This is a genomic window from Pseudomonas savastanoi (assembly GCF_020917325.1).
Lineage (GTDB): Bacteria > Pseudomonadota > Gammaproteobacteria > Pseudomonadales > Pseudomonadaceae > Aquipseudomonas > Aquipseudomonas amygdali.
In genome coordinates this window covers 4,276,780-4,299,819 of record NZ_CP076652.1, presented here as the reverse complement: position 1 = coordinate 4,299,819, position 23,040 = coordinate 4,276,780, and the positions used below count along the sequence as shown (strand labels likewise).

At 57.3% G+C, this 23,040-nt stretch carries 19 protein-coding genes; 15 read left to right on the top strand and 4 right to left on the bottom strand.

All coding sequences use genetic code 11. The annotated features are described in order from the left end of the window. Positions 1–3: 3 nt before the first annotated feature. Positions 4–1,335, bottom strand: coding sequence for a TRZ/ATZ family hydrolase (locus tag KP808_RS18155; protein WP_230016611.1), 1,332 nt, complete (start codon positions 1,333–1,335; stop codon positions 4–6). Positions 1,336–1,455: 120 nt separating this feature from the next. On the opposite strand from KP808_RS18155, the gene mtnA reads away from it, so the two are divergent. The 14 genes from mtnA to KP808_RS18085 all read left to right on the top strand — a co-directional run bounded on the left by mtnA (position 1,456) and on the right by KP808_RS18085 (position 19,754). Continuing rightward, complete coding sequence (gene mtnA, locus KP808_RS18150; RefSeq protein ID WP_058401270.1) at positions 1,456–2,532, top strand: S-methyl-5-thioribose-1-phosphate isomerase; 1,077 nt, start codon at positions 1,456–1,458, stop codon at positions 2,530–2,532. Between the two features lie 304 nt (positions 2,533–2,836). Then, positions 2,837–5,623 (top strand): DNA gyrase subunit A, encoded by a 2,787-nt coding sequence (gene gyrA, locus KP808_RS18145; RefSeq protein WP_058401271.1) that lies wholly within the window; start codon positions 2,837–2,839, stop codon positions 5,621–5,623. A 204-nt stretch (positions 5,624–5,827) separates the two neighbouring features. After that, on the top strand, positions 5,828–6,913 hold the full coding sequence (gene serC, locus KP808_RS18140) for a 3-phosphoserine/phosphohydroxythreonine transaminase (protein ID WP_002554566.1): 1,086 nt from the start codon (positions 5,828–5,830) through the stop codon (positions 6,911–6,913). Then, a complete protein-coding gene (pheA, locus tag KP808_RS18135; RefSeq protein ID WP_002554565.1) occupies positions 6,913–8,007 on the top strand; it encodes a prephenate dehydratase in 1,095 nt (364 codons plus the stop codon). Before serC ends, pheA begins: the two co-directional genes overlap by 1 nt. 57 nt (positions 8,008–8,064) lie before the next feature. Further along, entirely contained in the window at positions 8,065–9,669 is a 1,605-nt protein-coding gene (locus tag KP808_RS18130; RefSeq protein WP_230016610.1) for a prephenate dehydrogenase/arogenate dehydrogenase family protein, read from the top strand. After that, a complete protein-coding gene (gene cmk, locus KP808_RS18125) occupies positions 9,666–10,355 on the top strand; it encodes a (d)CMP kinase (RefSeq protein ID WP_002554563.1) in 690 nt (229 codons plus the stop codon). Before KP808_RS18130 ends, cmk begins: the two co-directional genes overlap by 4 nt. Positions 10,356–10,476: 121 nt before the next feature. Continuing rightward, on the top strand, positions 10,477–12,168 hold the full coding sequence (rpsA, locus tag KP808_RS18120; RefSeq protein ID WP_002554562.1) for a 30S ribosomal protein S1: 1,692 nt from the start codon (positions 10,477–10,479) through the stop codon (positions 12,166–12,168). A gap of 320 nt (positions 12,169–12,488) precedes the next feature. Next, the gene (gene ihfB / locus KP808_RS18115; RefSeq protein ID WP_002554561.1) at positions 12,489–12,785 is read left to right on the top strand and encodes an integration host factor subunit beta; all 297 of its coding nucleotides are present in this window, start codon (positions 12,489–12,491) and stop codon (positions 12,783–12,785) included. Between the two features lie 24 nt (positions 12,786–12,809). Beyond that, entirely contained in the window at positions 12,810–13,052 is a 243-nt protein-coding gene (locus KP808_RS18110; RefSeq protein ID WP_002554560.1) for a lipopolysaccharide assembly protein LapA domain-containing protein, read from the top strand. A gap of 412 nt (positions 13,053–13,464) precedes the next feature. Further along, on the top strand, positions 13,465–14,901 hold the full coding sequence (locus KP808_RS18105) for an MBL fold metallo-hydrolase (RefSeq protein ID WP_230016609.1): 1,437 nt from the start codon (positions 13,465–13,467) through the stop codon (positions 14,899–14,901). Positions 14,902–15,163: 262 nt separating this feature from the next. Then, entirely contained in the window at positions 15,164–16,144 is a 981-nt protein-coding gene (locus tag KP808_RS18100) for a UDP-glucose 4-epimerase family protein (protein WP_058408394.1), read from the top strand. Beyond that, on the top strand, positions 16,137–17,153 hold the full coding sequence (locus KP808_RS18095; RefSeq protein WP_058408393.1) for an MraY family glycosyltransferase: 1,017 nt from the start codon (positions 16,137–16,139) through the stop codon (positions 17,151–17,153). Before KP808_RS18100 ends, KP808_RS18095 begins: the two co-directional genes overlap by 8 nt. Before the next feature lie 99 nt (positions 17,154–17,252). Beyond that, on the top strand, positions 17,253–19,247 hold the full coding sequence (locus KP808_RS18090; RefSeq protein WP_058401276.1) for a polysaccharide biosynthesis protein: 1,995 nt from the start codon (positions 17,253–17,255) through the stop codon (positions 19,245–19,247). A gap of 159 nt (positions 19,248–19,406) precedes the next feature. Then, a complete protein-coding gene (locus KP808_RS18085) occupies positions 19,407–19,754 on the top strand; it encodes a ComEA family DNA-binding protein (protein ID WP_044345380.1) in 348 nt (115 codons plus the stop codon). Between the two features lie 105 nt (positions 19,755–19,859). Here the strand turns inward: KP808_RS18085 and KP808_RS18080 are convergent, their stop codons facing one another. Further along, positions 19,860–20,429 (bottom strand): TetR/AcrR family transcriptional regulator, encoded by a 570-nt coding sequence (locus KP808_RS18080; protein WP_058401277.1) that lies wholly within the window; start codon positions 20,427–20,429, stop codon positions 19,860–19,862. A 445-nt stretch (positions 20,430–20,874) separates the two neighbouring features. Between KP808_RS18080 and KP808_RS18075 the strand changes: the two genes are divergently transcribed. Continuing rightward, entirely contained in the window at positions 20,875–22,152 is a 1,278-nt protein-coding gene (locus KP808_RS18075; protein WP_230016608.1) for an aromatic amino acid transport family protein, read from the top strand. 72 nt (positions 22,153–22,224) lie between these two features. On the opposite strand, the gene KP808_RS18070 is transcribed toward KP808_RS18075, so the two are convergent. Beyond that, positions 22,225–22,431: a hypothetical protein gene (locus tag KP808_RS18070; RefSeq protein ID WP_002554553.1), complete on the bottom strand. Its 207-nt coding sequence runs from the start codon at positions 22,429–22,431 to the stop codon at positions 22,225–22,227. Between the two features lie 123 nt (positions 22,432–22,554). Further along, positions 22,555–23,037, bottom strand: coding sequence for a GreA/GreB family elongation factor (locus tag KP808_RS18065; RefSeq protein WP_057413385.1), 483 nt, complete (start codon positions 23,035–23,037; stop codon positions 22,555–22,557). Between the last annotated feature and the right edge of the window lie 3 nt (positions 23,038–23,040).

Below are 23,040 nucleotides of genomic sequence, written 5' to 3'. Positions count from 1 at the left end.
GAATTATTCGGCTTTACCGGAAATACGCTTGCCCCACGCAATCGCGGTGTCGCGCAGTGCGGGTTCATCCATGCGGGTCAGCCGGCGAGCGTCGAGCAATTGCTTGCCGGCCACCCAGACATGGCTTACGCAGTCGCGGCCAGTGGCATATATAAGCTGCGATACCGGGTCGTAGATCGGTTGCTGGGCCAGACCCGACAGGTCGAACGCGACCATGTCCGCCGCCTTGCCGATCTCCAGCGAGCCGGTCTCGGCTTGAATGCCCAGTGCGCGGGCACCGTTGAGGGTCGCCATGCGTAGCGCGCGGTGGGCATCCAGCGCCGTGGCCGAGCCAGCGACAGCCTTGGCCAGCAAGGCCGCGGTGCGGGTTTCGCCGAGCAGGTCCAGGTCATTGTTGCTGGCCGCGCCATCGGTACCCACTGCAACGTTCACACCGGCCTGCCACAATCGCTCGACCGGGCAGAAACCGCTGGCCAGCTTGAGGTTGGATTCGGGGCAATGAATGACGTTGGTATTGCTTTCCACCAGCAATGCCAGATCCTCATCGTTGATCTGCGTCATGTGCACGGCCTGGAAGCGCGGGCCGAGCATGCCGAGGCGATTCAAGCGGGCGAGAGGGCGCTCCTGGCGCTGTTCGACAGCCTGCTCGACTTCGAATGCGGTCTCGTGGACATGCATCTGAATCATGGCGTCCAGTTCATCGGCGATAACCCGGACCTTTTCGAGGTTTTCATCACCCACGGTATAAGGCGCATGCGGGCCAAAGGCGATCTTGATGCGTGGATGATGAGCGAGGTCGTTGAACAGCTCGATACCGTTGTGCAGTGCTTCATCGGTGGTGTGAGCCCCCGGAATCGGGAAATCCAGCACCGGAACGGTGATCTGTGCGCGCATGCCGCTGGCGTGGACGCGCTCGGCAGCTACCTTGGGGTAGAAATACATGTCGGAGAAGCAGGTGATGCCGCCCTTGAGCTGCTCGGCGATGGCCAGGTCGGTGCCATCGTGGACGAAGTCTTCGTTGACCCATTTGCCTTCGGCAGGCCAGATATGGTCCTGCAGCCAGGTCATCAGTGGCAGGTCATCGGCCAGTCCGCGAAACAGCGTCATGGCTGCATGACCGTGGGCGTTGATCAGGCCGGGGCTGAGCAGCATGCCGGGAAGCTCCTGCACCTGCACCGCATTCTGCCTCAATGCCTCGGCCCGTGGGCCTATATAGACGATACAGCCATCGCGCACGCCGATGCCGTGGTCCTTGAGCACCACGCCTGCGGGCTCGACCGGCACCAGCCAGGCGGGCAGGAGCAAAAGGTCGAGCGGTGCTGTCGCGTTCGGCATGAGAAGGTTTCCATCGTTTATTACGTTGATGGCGAAGTATACCCGAGCGTCTTCGCAGGCGGCTCGCTATAATCAGCGGCTTTTGATGCTGGGTTTCGGATGTTCAAGATGGAGTTGGCGATGCGCGATCGACTGTTGGCTGCAGAGAAAGTTAAGGCCATCGATTGGCGAGACGACGCTCTGTACCTGCTGGACCAGCGGGTACTGCCGTTCGAGGAAGTCTGGCACCGCTATACCACCGCCGAGGGAGTCGCCGAGGCGATTCGCACGATGGTCGTGCGCGGGGCACCGGCTATCGGTATCAGTGCCGCCTACGGCGCGGTGCTGGGCGCACGTGCGCGCATTGCCGAAGGCGAAGACTGGTATCCGGCGCTGGAAGAAGACATGCAGTTGCTGGCCGATTCACGCCCGACTGCCGTGAATCTGTTCTGGGCATTGAACCGGATGCGTGATCGTCTGATGCGTGTCAAGGACGGCGACGATCCGCTCGTGGCCCTTGAGGCAGAAGCCGTGGCGATTCACCTGAGTGATCGCGAGGCCAACCTGACCATGGCGCAACTGGGCGCCGACCTGATCCGCAGGCATCAGGGCAATCTGCAGACGGTGCTCACCCACTGCAATACCGGAGCGCTGGCCACCGGTGGTTTCGGGACTGCGCTGGGCGTGATCCGCGCGGCGCATCTGGAAGGCATGATCGAGCGGGTCTATGCCGATGAAACCCGGCCCTGGCTGCAGGGTTCGCGGCTTACCGCCTGGGAGCTGGCCAACGAAGGCATTCCGGTCACCTTGAATGCAGACTCTGCCGCTGCGCACCTGATGCGTACCAAGGGCATTACCTGGGTCATCGTCGGGGCCGACCGCATCACCGCCAATGGTGACGTGGCGAACAAGATCGGCACCTATCAGCTTGCCGTAGCCGCGATGCACCACGGGGTGCGCTTCATGGTGGTGGCACCGAGTTCGACCATCGACATGGAAATGGCCAGCGGCGACGACATCATCATTGAAGAACGCGACGGTCGTGAGCTGCTTGAAGTGGGCGGTCAGCGGGTCGGCGCGGATGTCGAGGCCTTCAATCCGGTGTTCGATGTGACACCGGCAGACCTGATCGATGCCATTGTGACCGAGAAGGGCATTGTCGAGCGTCCCGATACCGCGCGCATGGCGCAATTGATGAGTCGTAAACACCTTCACTGATGCGCACAGGCTCGAGCCGTTGCCGCTGTGCAATGCGGCTGGGCGGGCCTGTAAGCGTTTCTCAGGCGTCTTGCACGCCGGTGGCTCGTTTTCAGCGCCTGCAAAGGATGTGAGCACCTCGGCGATTGTGGTAATATCCGGCGGTTATCGGGGACACTGATTGTAGTCGCCCACGCTGCGTAGATTCATGGCATAACTCGTTGATTTGTCGTAAGTCGCTGCCCTGCACATGCTGGCAGCGGCGAGCTTCGTATACCCCGAATGGGTTTGCGAGGTTTCACCAGAAAAAGGAATCAGGCTTCTCATGGGCGAACTGGCCAAAGAAATCCTCCCGGTCAATATCGAAGACGAGCTGAAGCAGTCCTACCTCGACTACGCGATGAGCGTAATCGTCGGTCGGGCACTGCCCGATGCACGCGACGGCTTGAAGCCCGTGCACCGGCGCGTGTTGTTCGCAATGAGCGAGCTGGGTAACGACTGGAACAAGCCGTACAAGAAATCCGCCCGTGTGGTTGGTGACGTGATCGGTAAGTATCACCCGCACGGCGATACAGCCGTGTACGACACCATCGTTCGTATGGCTCAGCCATTCTCGCTGCGCTATCTGCTGGTAGACGGTCAGGGCAACTTCGGTTCGGTCGACGGCGACAACGCTGCGGCCATGCGATACACCGAAGTGCGCATGACCAAGCTGGCGCACGAGCTGCTGGCCGACCTGCACAAGGAAACCGTGGACTGGGTGCCGAACTACGACGGCACCGAAATGATCCCCGCGGTCATGCCGACCCGTATTCCCAACCTGCTGGTCAACGGCTCCAGCGGTATTGCTGTGGGCATGGCGACCAACATTCCGCCGCACAACCTCGGTGAAGTCATCGACGGTTGCCTGGCACTGATCGACAACCCAGAGTTGACGGTCGACGAACTGATGCAGTACATCCCCGGCCCGGATTTCCCGACAGCGGCGATCATCAACGGCCGTGCGGGCATCATCGAAGCCTATCGCACGGGTCGTGGACGCATTTACATGCGTGCCCGCTCCATCGTCGAAGACATCGACAAGGTTGGCGGTCGTCAGCAGATCGTCATCACCGAGCTGCCTTACCAGCTGAACAAGGCACGTCTTATCGAGAAGATCGCCGAGCTGGTCAAGGAAAAGAAACTCGAAGGCATTACCGAGCTGCGCGACGAGTCCGACAAGGACGGTATGCGCGTGGTTATCGAGCTGCGTCGTGGCGAAGTGCCGGAGGTTGTTCTCAACAATCTTTATGCCCAGACCCAGCTGCAAAGCGTTTTCGGTATCAACATCGTTGCCCTGATTGACGGCCGTCCACGCATCCTTAACCTCAAGGACTTGCTGGAAGCCTTTGTTCGTCACCGTCGCGAAGTGGTTACCCGCCGTACCGTATTCGAACTGCGCAAGGCCCGCGAGCGTGGCCATATCCTTGAAGGCCAGGCTGTTGCGCTGTCCAACATCGACCCGGTCATCGCCCTCATCAAGGCCTCTCCGACACCTGCAGAAGCCAAGGAAGCGCTGATCAAGACGCCTTGGGAATCGAGCGCAGTGGTCGAAATGGTCGAGCGTGCCGGTGCCGATTCGTGCCGCCCCGAGAACCTCGATCCGCAATACGGCCTGCGTGAAGGCAAGTATTTCCTGTCGCCGGAACAGGCTCAGGCCATTCTGGAGCTGCGTCTGCATCGCCTGACCGGCCTGGAACACGAGAAGCTGCTGGGCGAGTACCAGGAAATCCTCAACCAGATCGGCGAGCTGATCCGCATCCTCAACAGCGCAACGCGCCTGATGGAAGTGATCCGCGAAGAGCTGGAAGTGATCCGCTCCGAGTACGGCGACGCCCGTCGTACCGAAATTCTCGATGCACGTCTGGACCTGACCCTGGGTGACCTGATCACCGAAGAAGAGCGCGTGGTCACCATCTCCCATGGCGGCTATGCCAAGACCCAGCCATTGGCGGTCTATCAGGCTCAGCGTCGTGGCGGCAAGGGCAAGTCGGCCACCGGCATCAAGGATGAGGACTACATTGCTCACCTGCTGGTCGCCAACAGCCACACCACGCTGCTGATGTTCTCCAGCAAGGGCAAGGTGTACTGGCTCAAGACCTACGAGATCCCGGAGGCCTCCCGCGCTGCCCGTGGTCGTCCGTTGGTCAACCTGTTGCCGCTGAGCGACGGCGAATACATCACCACCATGCTGCCGGTCGACCTCGAAGCGATGCGCAAGCGTGCCGACGAAGAAGGCGAAGCCCTTGAAGGCGAGCTGGACGACGCGGAAAACAGCAGCGAGACCGAAGAAGAGCGCAAGGCCCGTATCAAGGCTGCCGACAAGAAGAAGGCTCCGTTCATCTTCATGTCCACCGCCAACGGTACTGTCAAGAAGACCCCGCTGGTTGCATTCAGCCGTCAGCGCAGCTCGGGCCTTATCGCCCTTGAGCTGGACGAGGGCGACATCCTGATCTCTGCGGCCATTACCGATGGCGAGCAGGAAATCATGCTGTTCTCCGACGGTGGCAAGGTGACCCGTTTCAAGGAATCCGACGTGCGCGCCATGGGCCGTACCGCTCGCGGTGTTCGTGGCATGCGTCTGCCAGAAGGGCAAAAGCTGATTTCGATGCTGATCCCGGAAGAAGGCAGCCAGATTCTGACTGCTTCCGAGCGCGGCTACGGCAAGCGTACGGCCATTTCCGAGTTCCCTGAGTACAAGCGTGGCGGTCAGGGCGTCATCGCCATGGTCAGCAACGAGCGTAACGGCCGTCTGGTCGGCGCGGTTCAGGTGCTTGATGGCGAAGAAATCATGCTGATTTCCGATCAGGGCACGCTGGTGCGTACCCGGGTCGGCGAAGTGTCCAGTCTGGGCCGTAACACCCAGGGCGTTACCCTGATCAAGCTGGCCAGCGACGAGAAGCTGGTCGGTCTGGAGCGTGTTCAGGAGCCGTCGGAAGTCGAAGGCGAAGAGCTTGAAGGCGAAGAGGTTATCGACGGCGTGATCGTCGATGCCGCTGAAGCTGAAGTGGACGATGCCGGTGAAGACCTGCAGGCGGACGCTGCGCCAGATGAAGACGAACCGCAGAACTGAGCTGTAACGTAAATCAGGTAAGGGCTGGCTCGTCTGTGAGTGCATGTGCATTCCAGGCAAGTCCAGCCCTTGCAACATTCGGCCAGCCCTGCAGCCGGATCAGAATTTCAGCAAGGAGCTGCCAGTCGCTGCGGCGTCTGTCTGCTCGTGGCAAGCAACCAGAAACAAGCGCGTACAGACCCAACGTATTTGACGAGAGTGGATATGAGCAAGCGAGCCTTTAACTTCTGCGCAGGTCCTGCCGCGCTTCCTGAAGCTGTTCTGCTGCGTGCCCAGGCGGAACTCCTCGACTGGCACGGCAAAGGCCTTTCCGTCATGGAAATGAGCCACCGCAGTGACGAGTTCGTCTCCATTGCCACCAAGGCCGAGCAGGATCTGCGCGATCTGCTGTCCATCCCCTCCAATTACAAAGTGCTGTTCCTGCAAGGCGGCGCGAGCCAGCAGTTCGCCCAGATTGCGCTGAACCTGCTGCCGGAAAACGGCAAGGCCGACTACATCGATACCGGCATCTGGTCGCAGAAGGCTATCGACGAGGCATCGCGCTATGGCACGGTCAACGTCGCCGCCAGCGCCAAGCCTTACGATTACTTTGCCATTCCCGGTCAGAACGAGTGGAAGCTGTCCAAGGATGCTGCCTACGTTCACTACGCGCCAAACGAAACCATTGGTGGTCTGGAATTCAACTGGATTCCCGAAACCGGCGACGTGCCGCTGGTTGCCGACATGTCTTCGGACATCCTCTCGCGCCCGGTGGACATCTCGCGTTTCGGCATGATCTACGCTGGCGCCCAGAAGAACATCGGCCCCAGCGGCATCGTGGTGGTGATCATTCGCGAAGACCTGCTGGGTCGCGCGCGCTCGCTGTGCCCGACCATGCTCGACTACAAGGTCGCTGCCGACAACGGCTCGATGTACAACACGCCGCCGACTCTCGCCTGGTACCTGTCGGGGCTGGTCTTCGAATGGCTCAAGGAGCAGGGCGGTGTCGAGGCAATCGGCAAGCGCAACGAAATCAAACAGCGCACGCTGTATGACTTTATCGACGCCAGCGAGCTGTACAGCAACCCGATCAACAAGCCCGATCGTTCGTGGATGAACGTGCCGTTCCGTCTGGCTGACGATCGTCTCGACAAGCCGTTCCTGGCCGGTGCCGACGCAAACGGTCTGCTCAACCTCAAGGGCCATCGCTCGGTGGGCGGCATGCGTGCATCCATCTACAACGCAATCGATATCAACGCCATCAACGCGTTGGTGGCCTACATGAAAGACTTCGAGAAGGAGCACGGCTGATGTCCGAGCAAGAACTCAAGGCGCTTCGCGTCCGTATCGACAGCCTCGATGAGAAAGTTCTGGAGCTGATCAGCGAGCGTGCCCGCTGTGCCCAGGAAGTGGCCAGGGTCAAGATGTCCTCGCTGGCTGAAGGCGAAGTGCCTGTGTTCTATCGCCCGGAGCGCGAAGCTGCAGTGCTTCGGCGAGTCATGGAACGCAATCGCGGGCCGTTGAGCAACGAAGAGATGGCGCGGCTGTTCCGCGAAATCATGTCTTCCTGCCTCGCGCTTGAACAGCCGCTCAAGGTCGCCTATCTCGGCCCTGAGGGTACGTTTACCCAGGCCGCCGCGATGAAGCATTTCGGGCATGCAGTCATCAGTCTGCCGATGGCTGCGATTGACGAAGTGTTTCGTGAAGTGGTTGCCGGTGCCGTGAATTTTGGCGTGGTCCCGGTGGAAAACTCCACCGAAGGCGCGGTCAACCACACGCTCGACAGCTTTCTTGAACACGACATGGTCATCTGTGGCGAAGTCGAGCTGCGTATCCACCACCATTTGCTGGTGGGCGAAAGCACCAAGACGCAAAGCATCACGCGCATCTATTCCCACGCTCAGTCGCTGGCCCAGTGCCGCAAATGGCTGGATGCCCATTACCCGAATGTCGAGCGCGTCGCCGTTGCCAGCAACGCCGAAGCCGCCAAGCGGGTCAAGGGCGAGTGGAACTCGGCGGCCATCGCTGGCGATATGGCAGCAGGTCTGTATGGTCTGACGCGTCTTGCAGAAAAGATCGAAGATCGCCCGGACAACTCCACGCGCTTCCTCATCATCGGCAATCAGGAAGTGCCGCCGACCGGCGATGACAAGACCTCGATCATTGTGTCGATGAGCAACAAGCCGGGTGCGCTGCACGAGCTGCTGGTGCCGTTTCACGAGAGCGGTCTGGACCTGACACGCATCGAAACCCGCCCGTCGCGCAGTGGCAAGTGGACCTACGTGTTTTTCATCGACTTCGTCGGCCATCACCAGGACCCGCTGGTCAAGGCCGTGCTGGAAAAAATCAGCAGTGAAGCCGTTGCCTTGAAGGTGCTGGGTTCCTACCCGAAAGCGGTTCTTTGAGGGCGTTGTACATGATCCGTTTGTTTGTTGTCTTGTCGGGCTGTCAGGTGTGTTCGCGTGGTTGATGTAATTTCGGAACAAGCGGCCCGGCCGTTGATCGGTCGTCTGGTGGTCGTGGGGCTTGGGCTGATCGGCGGCTCCTTCGCCAAGGGCGTGCGCGAAAGCGGCCTGTGCCGCGAAGTCGTCGGCGTCGATCTTGATCCGCAGTCGCGAAAGCTGGCAGTCGAATTGGGCGTTGTGGATCGCTGTGAAGCCGATCTTGCCGTGGCCTGTCGTGGCGCCGACGTGATTCAGTTGGCGGTGCCGATTCTGGCTATGGAAAAGCTCCTGGCGCTGCTTGCACCGCTGGAGCTGGGTGACGCAATTCTCACCGATGTTGGCAGCGCCAAAGGCAATGTGGTCAGCGCTGCACGCCAGGCATTCGGCCATATGCCGTCACGTTTTGTGCCTGGGCATCCGATTGCCGGGTCCGAGCAGAGTGGCGTTGAAGCGTCCAATGCGGCGCTGTTCAGGCGTCATAAGGTCATTCTGACCCCGCTGGCTGAGACCGATCCTCAAGCGGTGACGATTGTCGACCGGCTGTGGTCTGCCTTGGGTGCCGATGTCGAGCACATGCAGGTCGAGCGTCACGATGAGGTGTTGGCTGCAACCAGCCACCTGCCACATTTGCTGGCATTCGGTCTGGTCGACTCACTGGCCAAGCGTAATGAAAATCTGGACATATTCAGGTATGCCGCTGGCGGCTTCCGTGATTTCACGCGTATCGCAGGCAGCGATCCGACCATGTGGCACGACATCTTCATGGCCAATCGGCAAGCAGTACTGCGCACGCTGGACAGCTTTCGTACAGATCTCGATGCCTTGCGCGACGCGGTAGATGCAGGCGACGGCGCACAACTGATGGACGTGTTCAGACGCGCTCGCGCAGCCAGGGAGCACTTCGGCAGAATTCTGGCCAGTCGTGCCCGGGTCGATACAGCGTCTGGCGACCATCGTGAGGTTCGCGGCGGGCCTGCGGATAGCGTGAGCCACCACATCAAAGGGCCGGTGGATGTCATGTCTGCGGTGCTGTTCATGGTGGCGACGTCGATCAGCGAAGGGTGCGACTTGCTGCTCGAGGACGTCCCGGTCAGTTCCCCTTGTGAGGGGGCGATCGATATCCTGCGCCTGATGGGCGGCGATATCGTGCTGCAAAATGTCCGCAAACTGGCGAGCGGGACGCTCGCAGACCTGCATGTCCGCTCCGCCCGGCTGAAAGGGGCTGATATTCCTGAAGCGCTGGTGCCGTTGGCGATCAATACATTTCCGGTGCTGCTTGTTGCCGCAGCGTGTGCAGAAGGGCGTACCATTCTGCGCGGCGCACAGGCGCTGCAAGCCGATGAGTCAGAGTGCGTCAGGCTGATGGCCGATGGTCTGCTGGCTCTGGGTATCGAAGCCGAGCCTGTGCTGGATGGCATTATTATCGAAGGCGGTGTGCCGGGTGGTGGCGAGGTTGATGCTCGCAGCGATCAGCGTATCGTCATGGCGTTTCGCGTTGCATCGTTGAGGGCTTCGGCGCCCATCCGTATTCAAGCGTGCGCGGATGCCGCCGCATCGTTTCCCCATTTTCTGGCGCTGTGCGCTCAAGTTGGCATGCGTGTAGCGCAAGAGGACAAAAAGTGAAAATCAAAGCTCCCGTTATCACCATCGACGGACCCAGCGGTTCCGGAAAGGGCACTGTAGCCGGATTGCTGGCCAGAAAACTCGGCTGGTGCCTGCTTGATTCCGGTGCCTTGTATCGCCTGCTGGCTTTTGCCGCGCGCAATCATGGCGTCGACCTGACCAATGAAGAAGCGCTCAAGCTTCTGGCCGCTCATCTGGATGTCCAGTTCGAAGCGACTGCGGCCGGGCAGGGGCAGCGCATCATTCTGGAAGGCGAGGATGTCACCCACGCCATTCGCAACGAGCAGGTAGGCAGCGGCGCGTCGCAGGTAGCTTCGCTGCCGGCGGTGCGCGACGCCTTGCTGTTGCGCCAGCGCGCTTTTCAGGAGGAGCCGGGGCTTGTTGCGGATGGTCGCGACATGGGCACCGTGGTGTTCCCGGATGCGCCACTGAAGATTTTCCTCACTGCCAGTGCCGAGGAGCGTGCGCGTCGACGTTACTTGCAGTTGAAGGCCAAGGGCGATGATGTTAGTCTGTCGAGTCTGCTAGATGAGATATGTGCACGCGACGAGCGTGACACCCAGCGAGCGGTAGCACCGCTGAAGCCGGCGCACGACGCCATACAGCTGGATTCCACTGAATTGTCCATCGAGCAGGTGCTGGAACGCATTCTGAGCGAAATCGCACTTCGCGGTATCGCCGGATGACGAAGAAGCGTGTGGGAGACCAGTCATAGTCCCGCAGGCTTTCTTTTACTTGAACGAAACCCACGTTGTCTGGAGCGTGGCAGATGGGCGTATTCTTCGCCCTTGATCAACAGGAATTAAAATGAGCGAAAGCTTTGCAGAACTTTTTGAAGAAAGCCTAAAGACCCTCAACCTTCAGGCTGGTTCGATCATCACCGCTATCATCGTTGATATCGACTACCAGGCAGGTTGGGTTACGGTTCACGCCGGTCTGAAATCTGAAGGCCTCATCCCGCTGGAACAGTTCCACAACGACGCTGGCGAGCTGACCATCAAGATCGGCGATGAAGTTCACGTTGCGCTGGACGCGGTCGAAGATGGCTTTGGCGAAACCAAGCTGTCCCGCGAAAAAGCCAAGCGTGCCGAGTGCTGGATCGTTCTGGAAGCGGCTTTCGCAGCTGAAGAAGTGGTCAAGGGCGTTATCAACGGTAAGGTTAAAGGCGGCTTCACTGTCGACGTTAACGGCATCCGTGCGTTCCTGCCTGGTTCTCTGGTTGACGTCCGCCCTGTGCGTGACACGACTCACCTGGAAGGCAAAGAGCTCGAGTTCAAGGTCATCAAGCTGGACCAGAAGCGCAACAACGTTGTCGTTTCCCGTCGCAGTGTTCTGGAAGCCGAGAACAGTGCCGAGCGCGAAGCTCTGCTCGAGTCCCTGCAGGAAGGTCAACAGGTCAAGGGTATCGTCAAGAACCTCACCGATTACGGCGCATTCGTCGATCTGGGTGGCGTCGATGGCCTGCTGCACATCACCGACATGGCCTGGAAGCGCATCAAGCATCCATCGGAAATCGTCAACGTTGGCGATGAGATCGATGTAAAGGTCCTGAAGTACGATCGCGAGCGCAATCGTGTTTCCCTGGGTCTGAAGCAACTGGGTGAAGATCCATGGGTTGCTATCAAGGCTCGCTACCCGGAAAGCACCCGCGTTACCGCGCGTGTTACCAACCTGACCGACTACGGCTGCTTCGCAGAGCTGGAAGAAGGCGTGGAAGGCCTGGTACACGTTTCCGAAATGGACTGGACCAACAAGAACATCCACCCTTCGAAAGTCGTTCAGGTTGGCGACGAAGTGGAAGTCATGGTTCTGGACATCGACGAAGAGCGTCGTCGTATCTCCCTCGGCATCAAACAGTGCAAATCCAACCCATGGGAAGATTTCTCTGGCCAGTTCAACAAGGGCGATAAAATCTCCGGCACCATCAAGTCGATCACCGATTTCGGTATCTTCATTGGTCTGGACGGCGGCATCGACGGCCTGGTTCACCTGTCCGACATCTCCTGGAACGAAGTGGGCGAAGAAGCCGTACGTCGCTTCAAGAAGGGCGACGAGCTCGACACCGTGATCCTGTCTGTTGATCCTGAGCGTGAGCGCATCTCGCTGGGTATCAAGCAGCTGGAAAGCGATCCGTTCTCCGAGTACGTCACTGTCAATGACAAGGGCGCTATCGTTCGCGGTATCGTTAAAGAAGTTGACGCCAAAGGCGCCATCATCACCCTGGCCGACGACATCGAAGCGACCCTCAAAGCCTCCGAAATCAGCCGTGACCGCGTTGAAGACGCGCGTAACGTTCTGAAAGAAGGCGAAGAGATCGAAGCCAAGATCATCAGCGTTGACCGCAAGAGCCGCGTAATCAGCTTGTCCATCAAGTCGAAAGATGTTGAAGACGAGAAAGAAGCCATTCAGAGCCTGCGTAGCAAGCCTGAAGTCGCTGAAAGCACTGGTCCTACCACCATTGGTGACCTGCTGCGCGCGCAAATGGAAAAACAGAACTAAGTTCTGCTTGACCACAAAAAGGACGACTTCGGTCGTCCTTTTTTATTTCTGCTGCTAAGGTCTTACAGGCTCTTGTTTAGGGAATGTCTGCACAGGCACTCCCCAGGCTGCCAAATGTCCTCAGTGGCCTCTCAGGCCGTCTCTATTCTTCGAATGCTTCAGCTCCCTTCCGATACGTCTCGCCTGTAATGTGGGTGTAATCTTTTCATGCCTGGTAGACAGTATTGAACGTAAGTCAATAGATGGGCTGTTCAAATTCATCCGGTCATGCTAAAACCTTCCAAGCGCTGATCTAGCTGCTTGAAAAAGAAGGGAAAAATATGACGAAGTCGGAGTTGATCGAACGAATTGTCACCCATCAAGGGCTGCTCTCATCCAAGGATGTCGAGCTGGCCATCAAGACCATGCTTGAACAAATGTCCCAGTGCCTGGCGACCGGTGACCGAATCGAAATTCGGGGTTTTGGCAGCTTTTCACTGCATTACCGTGCACCGCGAGTAGGGCGCAACCCGAAGACCGGCCAGTCGGTTAGTCTCGACGGCAAGTTTGTCCCGCATTTCAAACCAGGCAAAGAGCTGCGGGATCGGGTCAATGAGGATGAAGAAGAGGGCTTTTGAAGCCATTTACCACAGGATCACCAGATGCGTATCTTCAAACGAGTCATTTTGATCGTCGCCGTGTTGCTTGCTGTTTTGGCAACAACCGTGTTCGTGCTTGAAAACAGGCAATCTGTCGCGGTAACTTTTTTCGGCTGGTCAGCGCCCCAGCTTCCGTTGGCATTGCCAGTTGTCCTGGCTCTGCTGCTGGGCATGGTTATCGGTCCGGTGCTGACATGGATATCCAGTCTTCGCAAAAAACGTACGCCTTCCCCTCGCTCCGTTTGAGCAGCGCTGATCAGGCGTCGCCGAATGCATTTCTGGCGACGTAATATGCGTATTCTCCACGCCCTTGCACCCCATCGAATGGCATGCGGCGTTTCGAGGCTGGCGTTTGCTTCACGCTTATCGTCGGTATTCTTCAAAAAATCGGGCTTATAATTCTGTCAGTTTATTCTTCTGTTGTACGAAGAGTAGTTACTTTAGTGTGTAGGATTAATCTCTTTTTTAATTCAGGTGCCCATTCTAAAGGGGTAGCCGGTTATCTTCTTTAGCAGCGCCGATTGCTGCTGTCCTGACAGCTTTGTGTCAAGTCTTGAAAATAAGCCTTTCACGTGCAGAATGCGCCGAAACTTACTGTTCAGATCCGATGCCGGATGTTGCAAACATCAAGTACAGGCTGGCAAGAAAAGGTAACTGCATGTCTTATCCGGAAATCATTCATCACGGTGCTGTCGATACGGTAACCGGTTCCTGTCATCAATTGTGTATGGACGCCTCGAGCAACCTGTTGATCGACTGCGGCTCGGTGCAGGAGCGCGGTGAGCGTGCCGCCTCATTCGGGTTCGACCCAGAGACTATCAGGGCGCTGCTGGTCACCCATGTGCACAATGACCATGTCGGGCGTATCCCCGAGTTGCTGGCCTCTGGCTACAAGGGACCCATACTGTGCAGCGAGCCCAGCGCCCATCTGCTGCCACTGGTCATGGAAGATATCCTGAAGATCGAGTTTGCGCATGACCCCGAACAAATACAGCGTTACCTGGAGCTCATCAACAAGAGAATCATCGCGCTGCCATTCGATAACTGGTTCAGTCTGGTCGAACACGAAACATTGCACTGCCGGGTTCGTCTGCAGCGTGCCGGACATATACTCGGTTCTGCCTATATCGAGTGCGATCTGCACTACCCTGCGCAAGGGCGTTCCCTGCGGGTAGTGTTCTCCGGTGATCTCGGCGCAAGTCACACACCGTTTCTGCCAGCCCCCAAGCCCCCGGAACGCGCGGATGTTCTGATTCTGGAAAGCACTTACGGTGATCGCCTTCACGAGGATCGCAGCATTCGCCAGCAGGCACTTGAGCAGATCATAGACAAGGCACTCGAAGATAACGGCACGGTTCTGATACCGGCGTTCAGCATCGGCCGTACTCAGGAATTGCTCTACGAGCTGGAGGATATTCTGCGGCGCAAAATGCCGTCGAATCATTCTGCTGAAAACAGTGTGCTCCCGTCTGGAGGTGAAATACCGCCTGCCGATTGGTCGAGGTTGCCGATCATTCTTGACTCGCCTCTGGCGAGCCGGTTCACGAAGGTCTATCAGGCATTTGAAGACTATTGGGATGAGGATGCCCGGCTAAGACTCGATGTCGGCAGAAAGCCGCTGGGCTTCGAGCAACTGATCACTGTCGATACGCATGAGGAGCACCTGCGTACCGTCAACTACCTGACCAGCACTGCGCGTCCGGCCATCGTGATTGCCGGCAACGGCATGTGCGCCGGAGGCAGAATTGTCAATTACCTGAAAGCCATGCTGGGCGACGCCAGGCATAACGTGGTGTTTGTGGGCTATCAGGGCAAGGGCACACCTGGTGCAGCCATTCAGTTGCACGGTCCGTTGGGCGGCTATGTCGAACTGGATCGTGAACGCTTTGATATTCACGCAGGGGTTCATACCGCCAAAGGCTATTCTGCTCATGCTGATCAGGCCGGACTCGTCGGTTTCGTCACGGGCATGAAAGAGTGGCCTGTGCAGATTCGATTGGTGCACGGCGAGGCAACTGCGAAAAAGGTGCTGGGGAATATTCTGGGTCGTAAATACGCGCTTGAAAAAAGAACGGTAGAGCTGCTTATTCCTTGATAGGCGAGCGCGCTAGTTATCAGTTGAAGGCGTAATTGAATTTTCAAGGTGTGCACCTGGCCCTGGTTAATGTAAATCACCTACGTCCCATACGGGAGGACCGAGGGTCACTGATGCAGGCATTTATACAGTTGATTCAGGTGCACTGCCGAAAAGGGTTTTTTACGCCGACGGGAAAGTTATAAAATGGATTGAAGATATTTTCAGTTGTCAAAAAGCGTCACATACGGAATATTTGGCCAATTTTGAAGGGCGTTCTTGCATGAGCGGTGATGTTGCATTGGTTGCAATAACAGGTGCGACAGGTTTCGTGGGCAGTGCTGTTGTGCGCCGATTGATCGAGCGCACCGGTCATTCTGTTCGGGTTGCGGTGCGGGGTGCCTATGCCTGCTCTTCAGAACGCATCAAGGTTGTCAGCGCACAGTCGCTGGCTCCGGATAACCAGTGGTCTGATCTTGTAACCGGGGCGCATGTGGTTATTCATTGTGCTGCCCGGGTCCATGTACTCAACGAGACCGCTGACGAGCCGGATCAGGAATACTTTCGCGCCAATGTCACTGCGACGCTGAATCTTGCCGAGCAAGCCGCAGCGGCGGGGGTCAGGCGCTTTATCTTCCTCAGCTCCATCAAGGCCAACGGCGAGTTTACCCATCCCGGTGCGCCGTTCAGAGCCGACGATCCATGTAATCCACTGGATGCTTATGGCGTTTCCAAGCAGAAAGCCGAGGAGGGGTTACGCGAGCTGTCTGCCCGAACCGGTATGCAGGTTGTGATCATTCGCCCGGTTCTGGTCTACGGCCCGGGAGTCAAGGCCAACTTCAAGAGCATGATGCGCTGGCTCGACAAAGGGCTGCCGCTTCCGCTCGGGTCCATCAATAATCGTCGAAGCCTGGTGGCGGTGGATAATCTGGCTGATCTGGTCATGGTCTGCATCGATCATCCTGCAGCAGCTGACCAGACATTTCTGGTCAGTGACGCGGATGACCTGTCCACAGCCCGGCTTTTGCGCGAAATGGGCAAGGCCCTTGGAAAACCGGCCCGCTTGCTGCCGGTGCCTGAAGCGCTGTTGAAAAGCGCTGCAGCATTGCTTGGCAAGAAAGCCTTCTCACAACGGTTATGCAGCTCGCTGCAGGTCGACATCAGTAAAACCTGTACGATGCTGGACTGGCATCCACCTGTGAGTATTGAACACGCCATGCAGGATACTGCTCGATATTATCTGGAACACGACAAGCATGATTGAGTGGCTGTCAGTAATTGCTATTGCCTTTGTGTCTCTGCTTTTAACGGCGTTGCTGCGCAAGTATGCCCTTGCCAGAAGTTTGATCGATATTCCAAATGCCCGCAGCTCACATTCCATACCTACACCCAGGGGCGGCGGCGTTTCCATCGTCGTTGCCTTTGTCATTGCGATGGCAATTCTGGCCTGGGTGGGGCATCTGTCTGCATCGGTTTTTTTCGCAGTTGTTGGTTCGGGGGGACTGGTCGCCGTGATCGGTTTCATGGACGATCATGGGCACATCGCTGCACGATGGCGCCTGCTGGGGCATTTTCTTGCCGCTGCCTGGGCTTTGTTCTGGCTCGACGGGCTCGCTCCGGTTGACATCCTGGGGTGGACATTCACCCCCGGTGCTGTCGGCCAGGTACTCGCAGCGTTCTACCTGGTATGGATGTTGAATCTTTATAACTTCATGGACGGCATCGACGGTATCGCCGGTATCGAGGCAGTTACGGTGTGTCTGGGCATGAGCATCATTTATGCGCTGGGTGATTATGTCGGGCTGTCGTGGGAGGTGCTTCTGCTTGCCGCTGCCGTTGCCGGTTTCCTTTACTGGAATTTTCCGCCGGCGAAGATATTCATGGGCGATGCAGGCAGCGGATTTCTCGGAATTGTGCTCGGTGTGCTATCCATTCAGGGTTCCTGGGCCTCGCCTCAGTTATTCTGGTCCTGGCTGATTCTGCTGGGTGTGTTTATTGTCGACGCCACGGTAACGCTTGTCCGACGTCTGTTGCGCAGAGAAAAGCTCTACGAGGCCCATCGCAGCCATGCGTATCAGTTCGCGTCACGTCATTACGGCAGGCATTCGCCGGTCACGCTGACTGTGGGGCTGATCAATCTGGTTTGGCTGCTACCTATAGCGATGTGGGTGGCGTTGGGCGATGGCGAAGGGCTGATATGGACGGTAATTGCTTACGTCCCCCTTGTATTACTGGCGCTCAGGTTCCGCGCCGGTGAGGCGGAAATCGGGTAACGAAGCGGTTTTCTGGTTGTCTCAGACTCGTGGTTGTTTCACAAATACCGGTTTGAGGTGATATTTCAACCGGTAGCATAACGGAGCATTAAACAATTGATGAGCAGGTTGCGGGCCAGTTTGCTGGCCCTACCACGCCGCAAAAAGCGAATAATTCAGGTAGCTGCTGACGTTGTTCTTGTCTGGCTCGCCCTGTGGATGTCGTTTCTCGTGCGGTTGGGAATTGATGAGTTGATCAATCCTCTGGAGAAACATACCTGGCTGTTCATCAGTGCGCCGCTTGCAGCTATTCCACTGTTCATTCGTTTTGGCATGTACCGAGCGGTGATGCGCTATTTCGGCAACGACGCCCTGATTGCGATCATCAAGGCCGTTACGATGTCTTCGTTGATCCTCGGTTGCATGGTCTACGTTTACAGCAATCACCAGCAATTGGTCCCGCGCTCGGTCATCTTCAACTACTGGTGGCTGAGCATGGTGATGATCGGCGGCCTGCGTCTGGCCATGCGCCAGTATTTTCTCGGCGACTGGTTCGCGGCAGCGCAACACGTCCCCTTTGCCAAGAGCGACAATGGTCTGCAGAAAGTCGCCATTTACGGCGCGGGCGCGGCAGGAAACCAGTTGGTTGCTGCCTTGCGCATGGGACGCCTGATGCATCCGGTGGCGTTCATTGATGATGACGAATCGATTTCCAATCGGGTGATTTCCGGCCTGCAGGTCTACAAACCCCGAAATATCCAGCGAATGATAGATTCCACCGGTGCTCAGGAAATCCTGTTGGCGATCCCGTCTTCATCGCGCGGGCGTCGCCGGGAAATTCTGGGCTTTCTGGAAGGCTTTCCGTTGCACGTACGAAGCGTTCCCGGCTTCATGGACCTTGCCGCCGGCAGGGTCAAGGTAGACGACCTTCAGGAAGTCGATATCGCTGACCTTCTGGGGCGCGACGCGGTACCGGCCCGAGACAACCTGCTAGAGCACTGCATCAAGGGCAAAACGGTGCTGGTAACCGGGGCAGGTGGCTCGATCGGCTCAGAACTGTGCCGACAGATATTACTGTTGCAGCCCACCCAGTTGCTGTTGCTCGACCACAGCGAGTTCAACCTCTACAGCATTCTTACCGAACTTGAGCAGCGAGCGGCTCGCGAGTCTCTTTCGGTCAAGTTACTGCCCATACTCGGTTCGGTACGCAATCATCCCAAACTGCTGTCGATCATGAAAACCTGGAAGGTCGACACGGTCTATCACGCTGCAGCCTACAAGCACGTCCCGATGGTCGAGCATAATATTGCCGAGGGAGTCATCAATAACGTTGTCGGTACGCTCAATACCGCACAGGCGGCGTTGCAGGCGGGTGTTTCCAACTTCGTTCTGATCTCTACTGACAAGGCCGTGCGCCCGACCAACGTGATGGGCAGCACCAAGCGCCTTGCCGAACTGATACTGCAGGCGCTGAGCCGCGAGACCGCGCCGGTGATCTTCGGCGACAAGGCCAACGTTTATCAGGTCAACAAAACGCGCTTCACGATGGTTCGTTTCGGTAATGTGCTCGGGTCGTCCGGTTCGGTCATTCCGCTGTTTCACAAACAGATCCAATCAGGCGGACCGTTGACGGTGACGCATCCCAAGATCACCCGTTACTTCATGACCATCCCCGAGGCCGCGCAATTGGTCATCCAGGCGGGTTCCATGGGGCATGGCGGGGATGTATTCGTTCTGGACATGGGCGAGCCGGTCAAGATTGTCGAACTGGCCGAGAAAATGATCCACCTGTCCGGTCTGTCCATTCGCTCCGAAAAAAACCCGCAGGGCGATATCTCCATCGAGTTCACCGGGTTGCGTCCCGGTGAAAAACTCTATGAAGAGCTATTGATCGGTGACAACGTCGTCGCCACCGAGCACCCGATGATCATGAGTGCGAATGAGGATTTCCTGCAGTGGGATGTCTTGAAGGGCCGTCTTGTAAAACTGCTGGATGCGGTGGACCGCGACGATTACAACAGCGTGCGTCAATTGCTGCGAGAAACCGTAAACGGGTATGCGCCGGAAGGTGAAATCGTTGACTGGATGTATCAGGAACGCAGCGGCGAACCGTGATTTGATCAACGATTACCGAAGGCCCGGCAACGGCAGACATACGTTGATTGATCTGGACATAGGCAGCAACGCTCGACTTCTTTTCCAGGCGGCGGCAGTGCTCTAAGTTTCAGGCACAGCATGTGAAATGCTGCCTCGAACTGTTATGGAGCCTTATCTATGCGAACCCGTATCTTCAGTGCTTTGATCTTTGCCTTGCTCACCAGTGCCTCGGTTGCGGTCAACGCCACTGCGGCACCGTCTTCCTCCGCCGTGTCGCCCGCCACCATGGAAAACGCAGCGCCCGCGGCCGTTCACGAGCAACGTAACGATAAGGTCAATCTCAATACCGCCGATGCGCAAATGCTTCAGAAAGAACTGGCAGGTATCGGAAAAAACAAGGCCGATGCCATCGTTGCTTACCGGGACGCCAATGGCGAGTTTACCTCCATCGATGAATTGATCGAAGTAAAGGGCATTGGCAAGGCTATTCTGGAGAGGAATCGCGAGAAGCTGGCAATTGATTAAGCCTCGCTCTATCCATTAAAAAAAACAGGCCGATCAATGATCGGCCTGTCTGTTTATGCACGCTTTATCGAGAACGGATCTTGATAACGTTCTGTTTTCGATAAGTCAGTTGGCGCTCTTCTTTATCTCCTGTTTGAGATAGTCCCGGGTCGTGTCCAGAATGCGCTGCGACAGTTCTTCGTCAAAAGCACTACGGGCAAGTACCAGGCCGCCTACCAAGGTAGACAGTACCGGCAGGCTCTTGGATTCAGTACCCGTCTGCGCCAGAGACTGATCGAACAGTTCCAGCAAGTGAAGAATGATTTTATCCGTCGTCGCGCTGGGCTGGTCGCGCTGACCCAGTTCCAGGCACATGGTCGGTAGTGGACAACCGCCGTCTGGCGAATCGCGACTGTCTATAGAGAGGTAGAGATCAATGAATTCACTGAGCGAGTCCTGTCTGGCGAAAACGTCGCTGGTGATTCCTTTTACATTGTCGAGGGCGTGACTCAATGCCTGTTCAACAAGATCATCCTTGGATTTGAAATGCGCGTAGAAACCGCCATGGGTCAAGCCCAGTGCCTTCATCAAAGGTTGTAGGCCCGTAGCACCAATGCCATCGCGACGAAAGCGCATGGACGCTTCCTTGACGATACGTTGATGGGTTTGGGCCTTATGATCGAGCGCGTAACGCATGCGCTGAGTCTCCAGAGATGGGCCAATGTGTAACCGCATTTATACATGGATAGATGAATCGATGCAGCAGGCTTTCAATCGTGATGAGAACTTGTGCCGGAATCAAGTGAAAGAACGCCTGTCTGCTTATCCAGCTAATGAGTGAAGCTGGCTGAAAAACGCAAACTGTTCCCGCGCAGAATGCAGGCCCTCGTTGCTTGAATGAGCGCGCTGCCCTGTAAAACCACGACGTCGTCGACAAGAGGTCGATCATTCTCCAGCCCTTTGTGCAGAAGGCGTGCACGGGATTGCCTGCCTACAGTCCGGAAATTGTTGTCCTACAAGCCTTTGACTTCTGGCGTCAATCCCGGAGAATCTCGCCCGCTGTTTTCGAGGGGAGCGCTGAACTGCCGGCTTTTTCGACGCGCTGCCCTTTTTGATAAACCGGCCACGGAGAGTCGACCGGATGAATGATCAGGCTAACGGCGTCGTAGAACGCCTGGATGTAGCTCCCGAGAGCATCGCCTCTTGGAACCGTAATGACACCACCTGGATGCTCGGATTGTTCGGTACTGCCATTGGCGCAGGTACGCTGTTCCTGCCCATCAATGCAGGCATCGGTGGTTTCTGGCCACTGATGGCGCTGGCGCTGCTGGCGTTTCCCATGACGTTCTATGCCCACCGCGGGCTGACCCGTTTCGTACTGTCCGGGCGTGAAGGGGCCGATATCACTGAAGTGGTCGAGCAGCATTTCGGCAAAAGCGCCGGCGCGCTGATCACCTTGCTGTATTTTTTTGCGATCTTTCCGATCCTGCTGATCTACAGCGTGGCCCTCACCAATACCGTGGGCAGTTTTCTTGAGCATCAGTTGCACATAGCGCCGCCGCCACGCGCAGCGCTGGCGTTCGTGCTGATCATGGGCCTGCTGGCCGTGGTGCGTTGTGGCGAGCGGATCATCGTCAAGGCCATGAGCCTGATGGTTTACCCGTTCATCGTCGCACTGCTGTTTCTGGCGGTATTCCTGATTCCGCACTGGACCGGTGGCATCCTGAGTACCGCGACCACCTTTCCCGAGCCTTCAGCGTTCCTGCCTACCCTGTGGCTGGCCATTCCGGTAATGGTATTTTCGTTCAACCACACGCCGATCATCTCGGCGTTTGCCGTTGATCAGAAACGCCAGTACGGCGAAAACGCCGAGGTCCGCAGTTCGCAGATACTGGCCCGCGCTCACGGCTTGATGGTCGTGATGGTGCTGTTCTTCGTGTTCAGTTGCGTATTGACGCTGTCGCCAGCCCAATTGGCCGAGGCCAAGGCACAGAACATTTCTATCCTCTCCTACCTGGCCAACCACTTCAACAACCCGACCATCGCCTTCGTGGCGCCGCTGATTGCGTTTGTGGCTATTTCCAAATCGTTTCTCGGCCACTACATCGGTGCAAGCGAGGGCCTGAAAGGGCTGGTTCTGAAAACCGGGCGGCGTCCTGCACCGAAGGCGCTGGATCGTCTGACAGCAGCCTTCATGCTGGTGGTGTGCTGGCTGGTAGCAACGCTGAACCCGAGCATTCTGGGCATGATCGAGACCCTGGGCGGGCCGGTGATTTCGGCGCTGCTGTTCCTGATGCCGATGTATGCCGTCTACAAAGTACCCGCCATGCGTAAATATGCAGGTGCATGGTCGAACTACTTTGTGGTGGCCGCCGGTGTGGTGGCGATCTCTGCACTGATCTTTTCGCTGACACGCTGAACCCGGCAGACATGACCCTGGAAGCTGCGCTGATATAACAGCGCAGCCTTTGGCCGGGCTCTGCAATCAGGGTCAATCCACAGGTTCGGGATACAACGGCCTGGACAAATGCATGATGCTGGCATAGTCGTAGACGTACTGGCGTCCCGCATGGCTGGTCGAACGCAGTTGGTCGATCAGCTGTCGCTCTTTCTTGTTCAGGTATCTCAACGCCGGATCTTGACTGGACTTCAGGCGATCACGTTCATGGGCGTCAGGGAAAGCGATGACGTTCGTCATGAAAAATCTCCTTGGGTTTTAGTCCTTGTTTGCTTTGATGTTGCCCCGGTTGCGGTGGTGATGGCGACGCTTCACCTTACCCACAAAAACTTGGTGCGATCAACCCTGCAGATGCCGGGTGTGTCACATCGTTTGTATGATCTCGTAGGATTGTCCGCTGCCGTTGATGACAATCTGTACGGCATCGTCTTCGAATTTGCCCAGCAGGCTCTGCCCCAGCGGGGCCCTGGCAGTGATGACTGTGACCAGTTGCTCACCTGCGCTGACCTTCAGACCAGCAGCATCAGGGCCGAGAAACAGGTATTGCGTCTGACCGCTCAGGGCTTCGACAGCGATCAGATCACCGGTCTGAATGCCGCGTGATTCATCGAATGGCTTGAGCGACCATTTCCGATACGCCGCCAGCGACTGGCGAATCTCCTCGACACGCCGTGCCTGGCCTGCTGCCAGATACGATGCTTCCAGTCCCAGCGTGTCGTATTTGTTCTCGGCAATGTTCTCTTCGTGGGTTGCCGTTTCGTAGGCGGTCTGTGCCGCCCGTTGCGCGATGTCCAGATCAATTTCCAGCTTGTCGATGATCGATTGCAGCACGTCCTGCTTGTTCATGGT

What these genes read in the sequence shown, in the direction of transcription:
- KP808_RS18155 (WP_230016611.1), bottom strand. Translation starts at nt 1,335, where the DNA reads ATGCCGAACGCGACAGCACCGCTCGACCTTTTGCTCCTGCCCGCCTGG.
- mtnA (WP_058401270.1), top strand. Translation starts at nt 1,456, where the DNA reads ATGCGCGATCGACTGTTGGCTGCAGAGAAAGTTAAGGCCATCGATTGG.
- gyrA (WP_058401271.1), top strand. Translation starts at nt 2,837, where the DNA reads ATGGGCGAACTGGCCAAAGAAATCCTCCCGGTCAATATCGAAGACGAG.
- serC (WP_002554566.1), top strand. Translation starts at nt 5,828, where the DNA reads ATGAGCAAGCGAGCCTTTAACTTCTGCGCAGGTCCTGCCGCGCTTCCT.
- pheA (WP_002554565.1), top strand. Translation starts at nt 6,913, where the DNA reads ATGTCCGAGCAAGAACTCAAGGCGCTTCGCGTCCGTATCGACAGCCTC.
- rpsA (WP_002554562.1), top strand. Translation starts at nt 10,477, where the DNA reads ATGAGCGAAAGCTTTGCAGAACTTTTTGAAGAAAGCCTAAAGACCCTC.
- ihfB (WP_002554561.1), top strand. Translation starts at nt 12,489, where the DNA reads ATGACGAAGTCGGAGTTGATCGAACGAATTGTCACCCATCAAGGGCTG.
- KP808_RS18110 (WP_002554560.1), top strand. Translation starts at nt 12,810, where the DNA reads ATGCGTATCTTCAAACGAGTCATTTTGATCGTCGCCGTGTTGCTTGCT.
- KP808_RS18105 (WP_230016609.1), top strand. Translation starts at nt 13,465, where the DNA reads ATGTCTTATCCGGAAATCATTCATCACGGTGCTGTCGATACGGTAACC.
- KP808_RS18100 (WP_058408394.1), top strand. Translation starts at nt 15,164, where the DNA reads ATGAGCGGTGATGTTGCATTGGTTGCAATAACAGGTGCGACAGGTTTC.
- KP808_RS18095 (WP_058408393.1), top strand. Translation starts at nt 16,137, where the DNA reads ATGATTGAGTGGCTGTCAGTAATTGCTATTGCCTTTGTGTCTCTGCTT.
- KP808_RS18090 (WP_058401276.1), top strand. Translation starts at nt 17,253, where the DNA reads ATGAGCAGGTTGCGGGCCAGTTTGCTGGCCCTACCACGCCGCAAAAAG.
- KP808_RS18085 (WP_044345380.1), top strand. Translation starts at nt 19,407, where the DNA reads ATGCGAACCCGTATCTTCAGTGCTTTGATCTTTGCCTTGCTCACCAGT.
- KP808_RS18080 (WP_058401277.1), bottom strand. Translation starts at nt 20,429, where the DNA reads ATGCGTTACGCGCTCGATCATAAGGCCCAAACCCATCAACGTATCGTC.
- KP808_RS18075 (WP_230016608.1), top strand. Translation starts at nt 20,875, where the DNA reads ATGAATGATCAGGCTAACGGCGTCGTAGAACGCCTGGATGTAGCTCCC.
- KP808_RS18070 (WP_002554553.1), bottom strand. Translation starts at nt 22,431, where the DNA reads ATGACGAACGTCATCGCTTTCCCTGACGCCCATGAACGTGATCGCCTG.
- KP808_RS18065 (WP_057413385.1), bottom strand. Translation starts at nt 23,037, where the DNA reads ATGAACAAGCAGGACGTGCTGCAATCGATCATCGACAAGCTGGAAATT.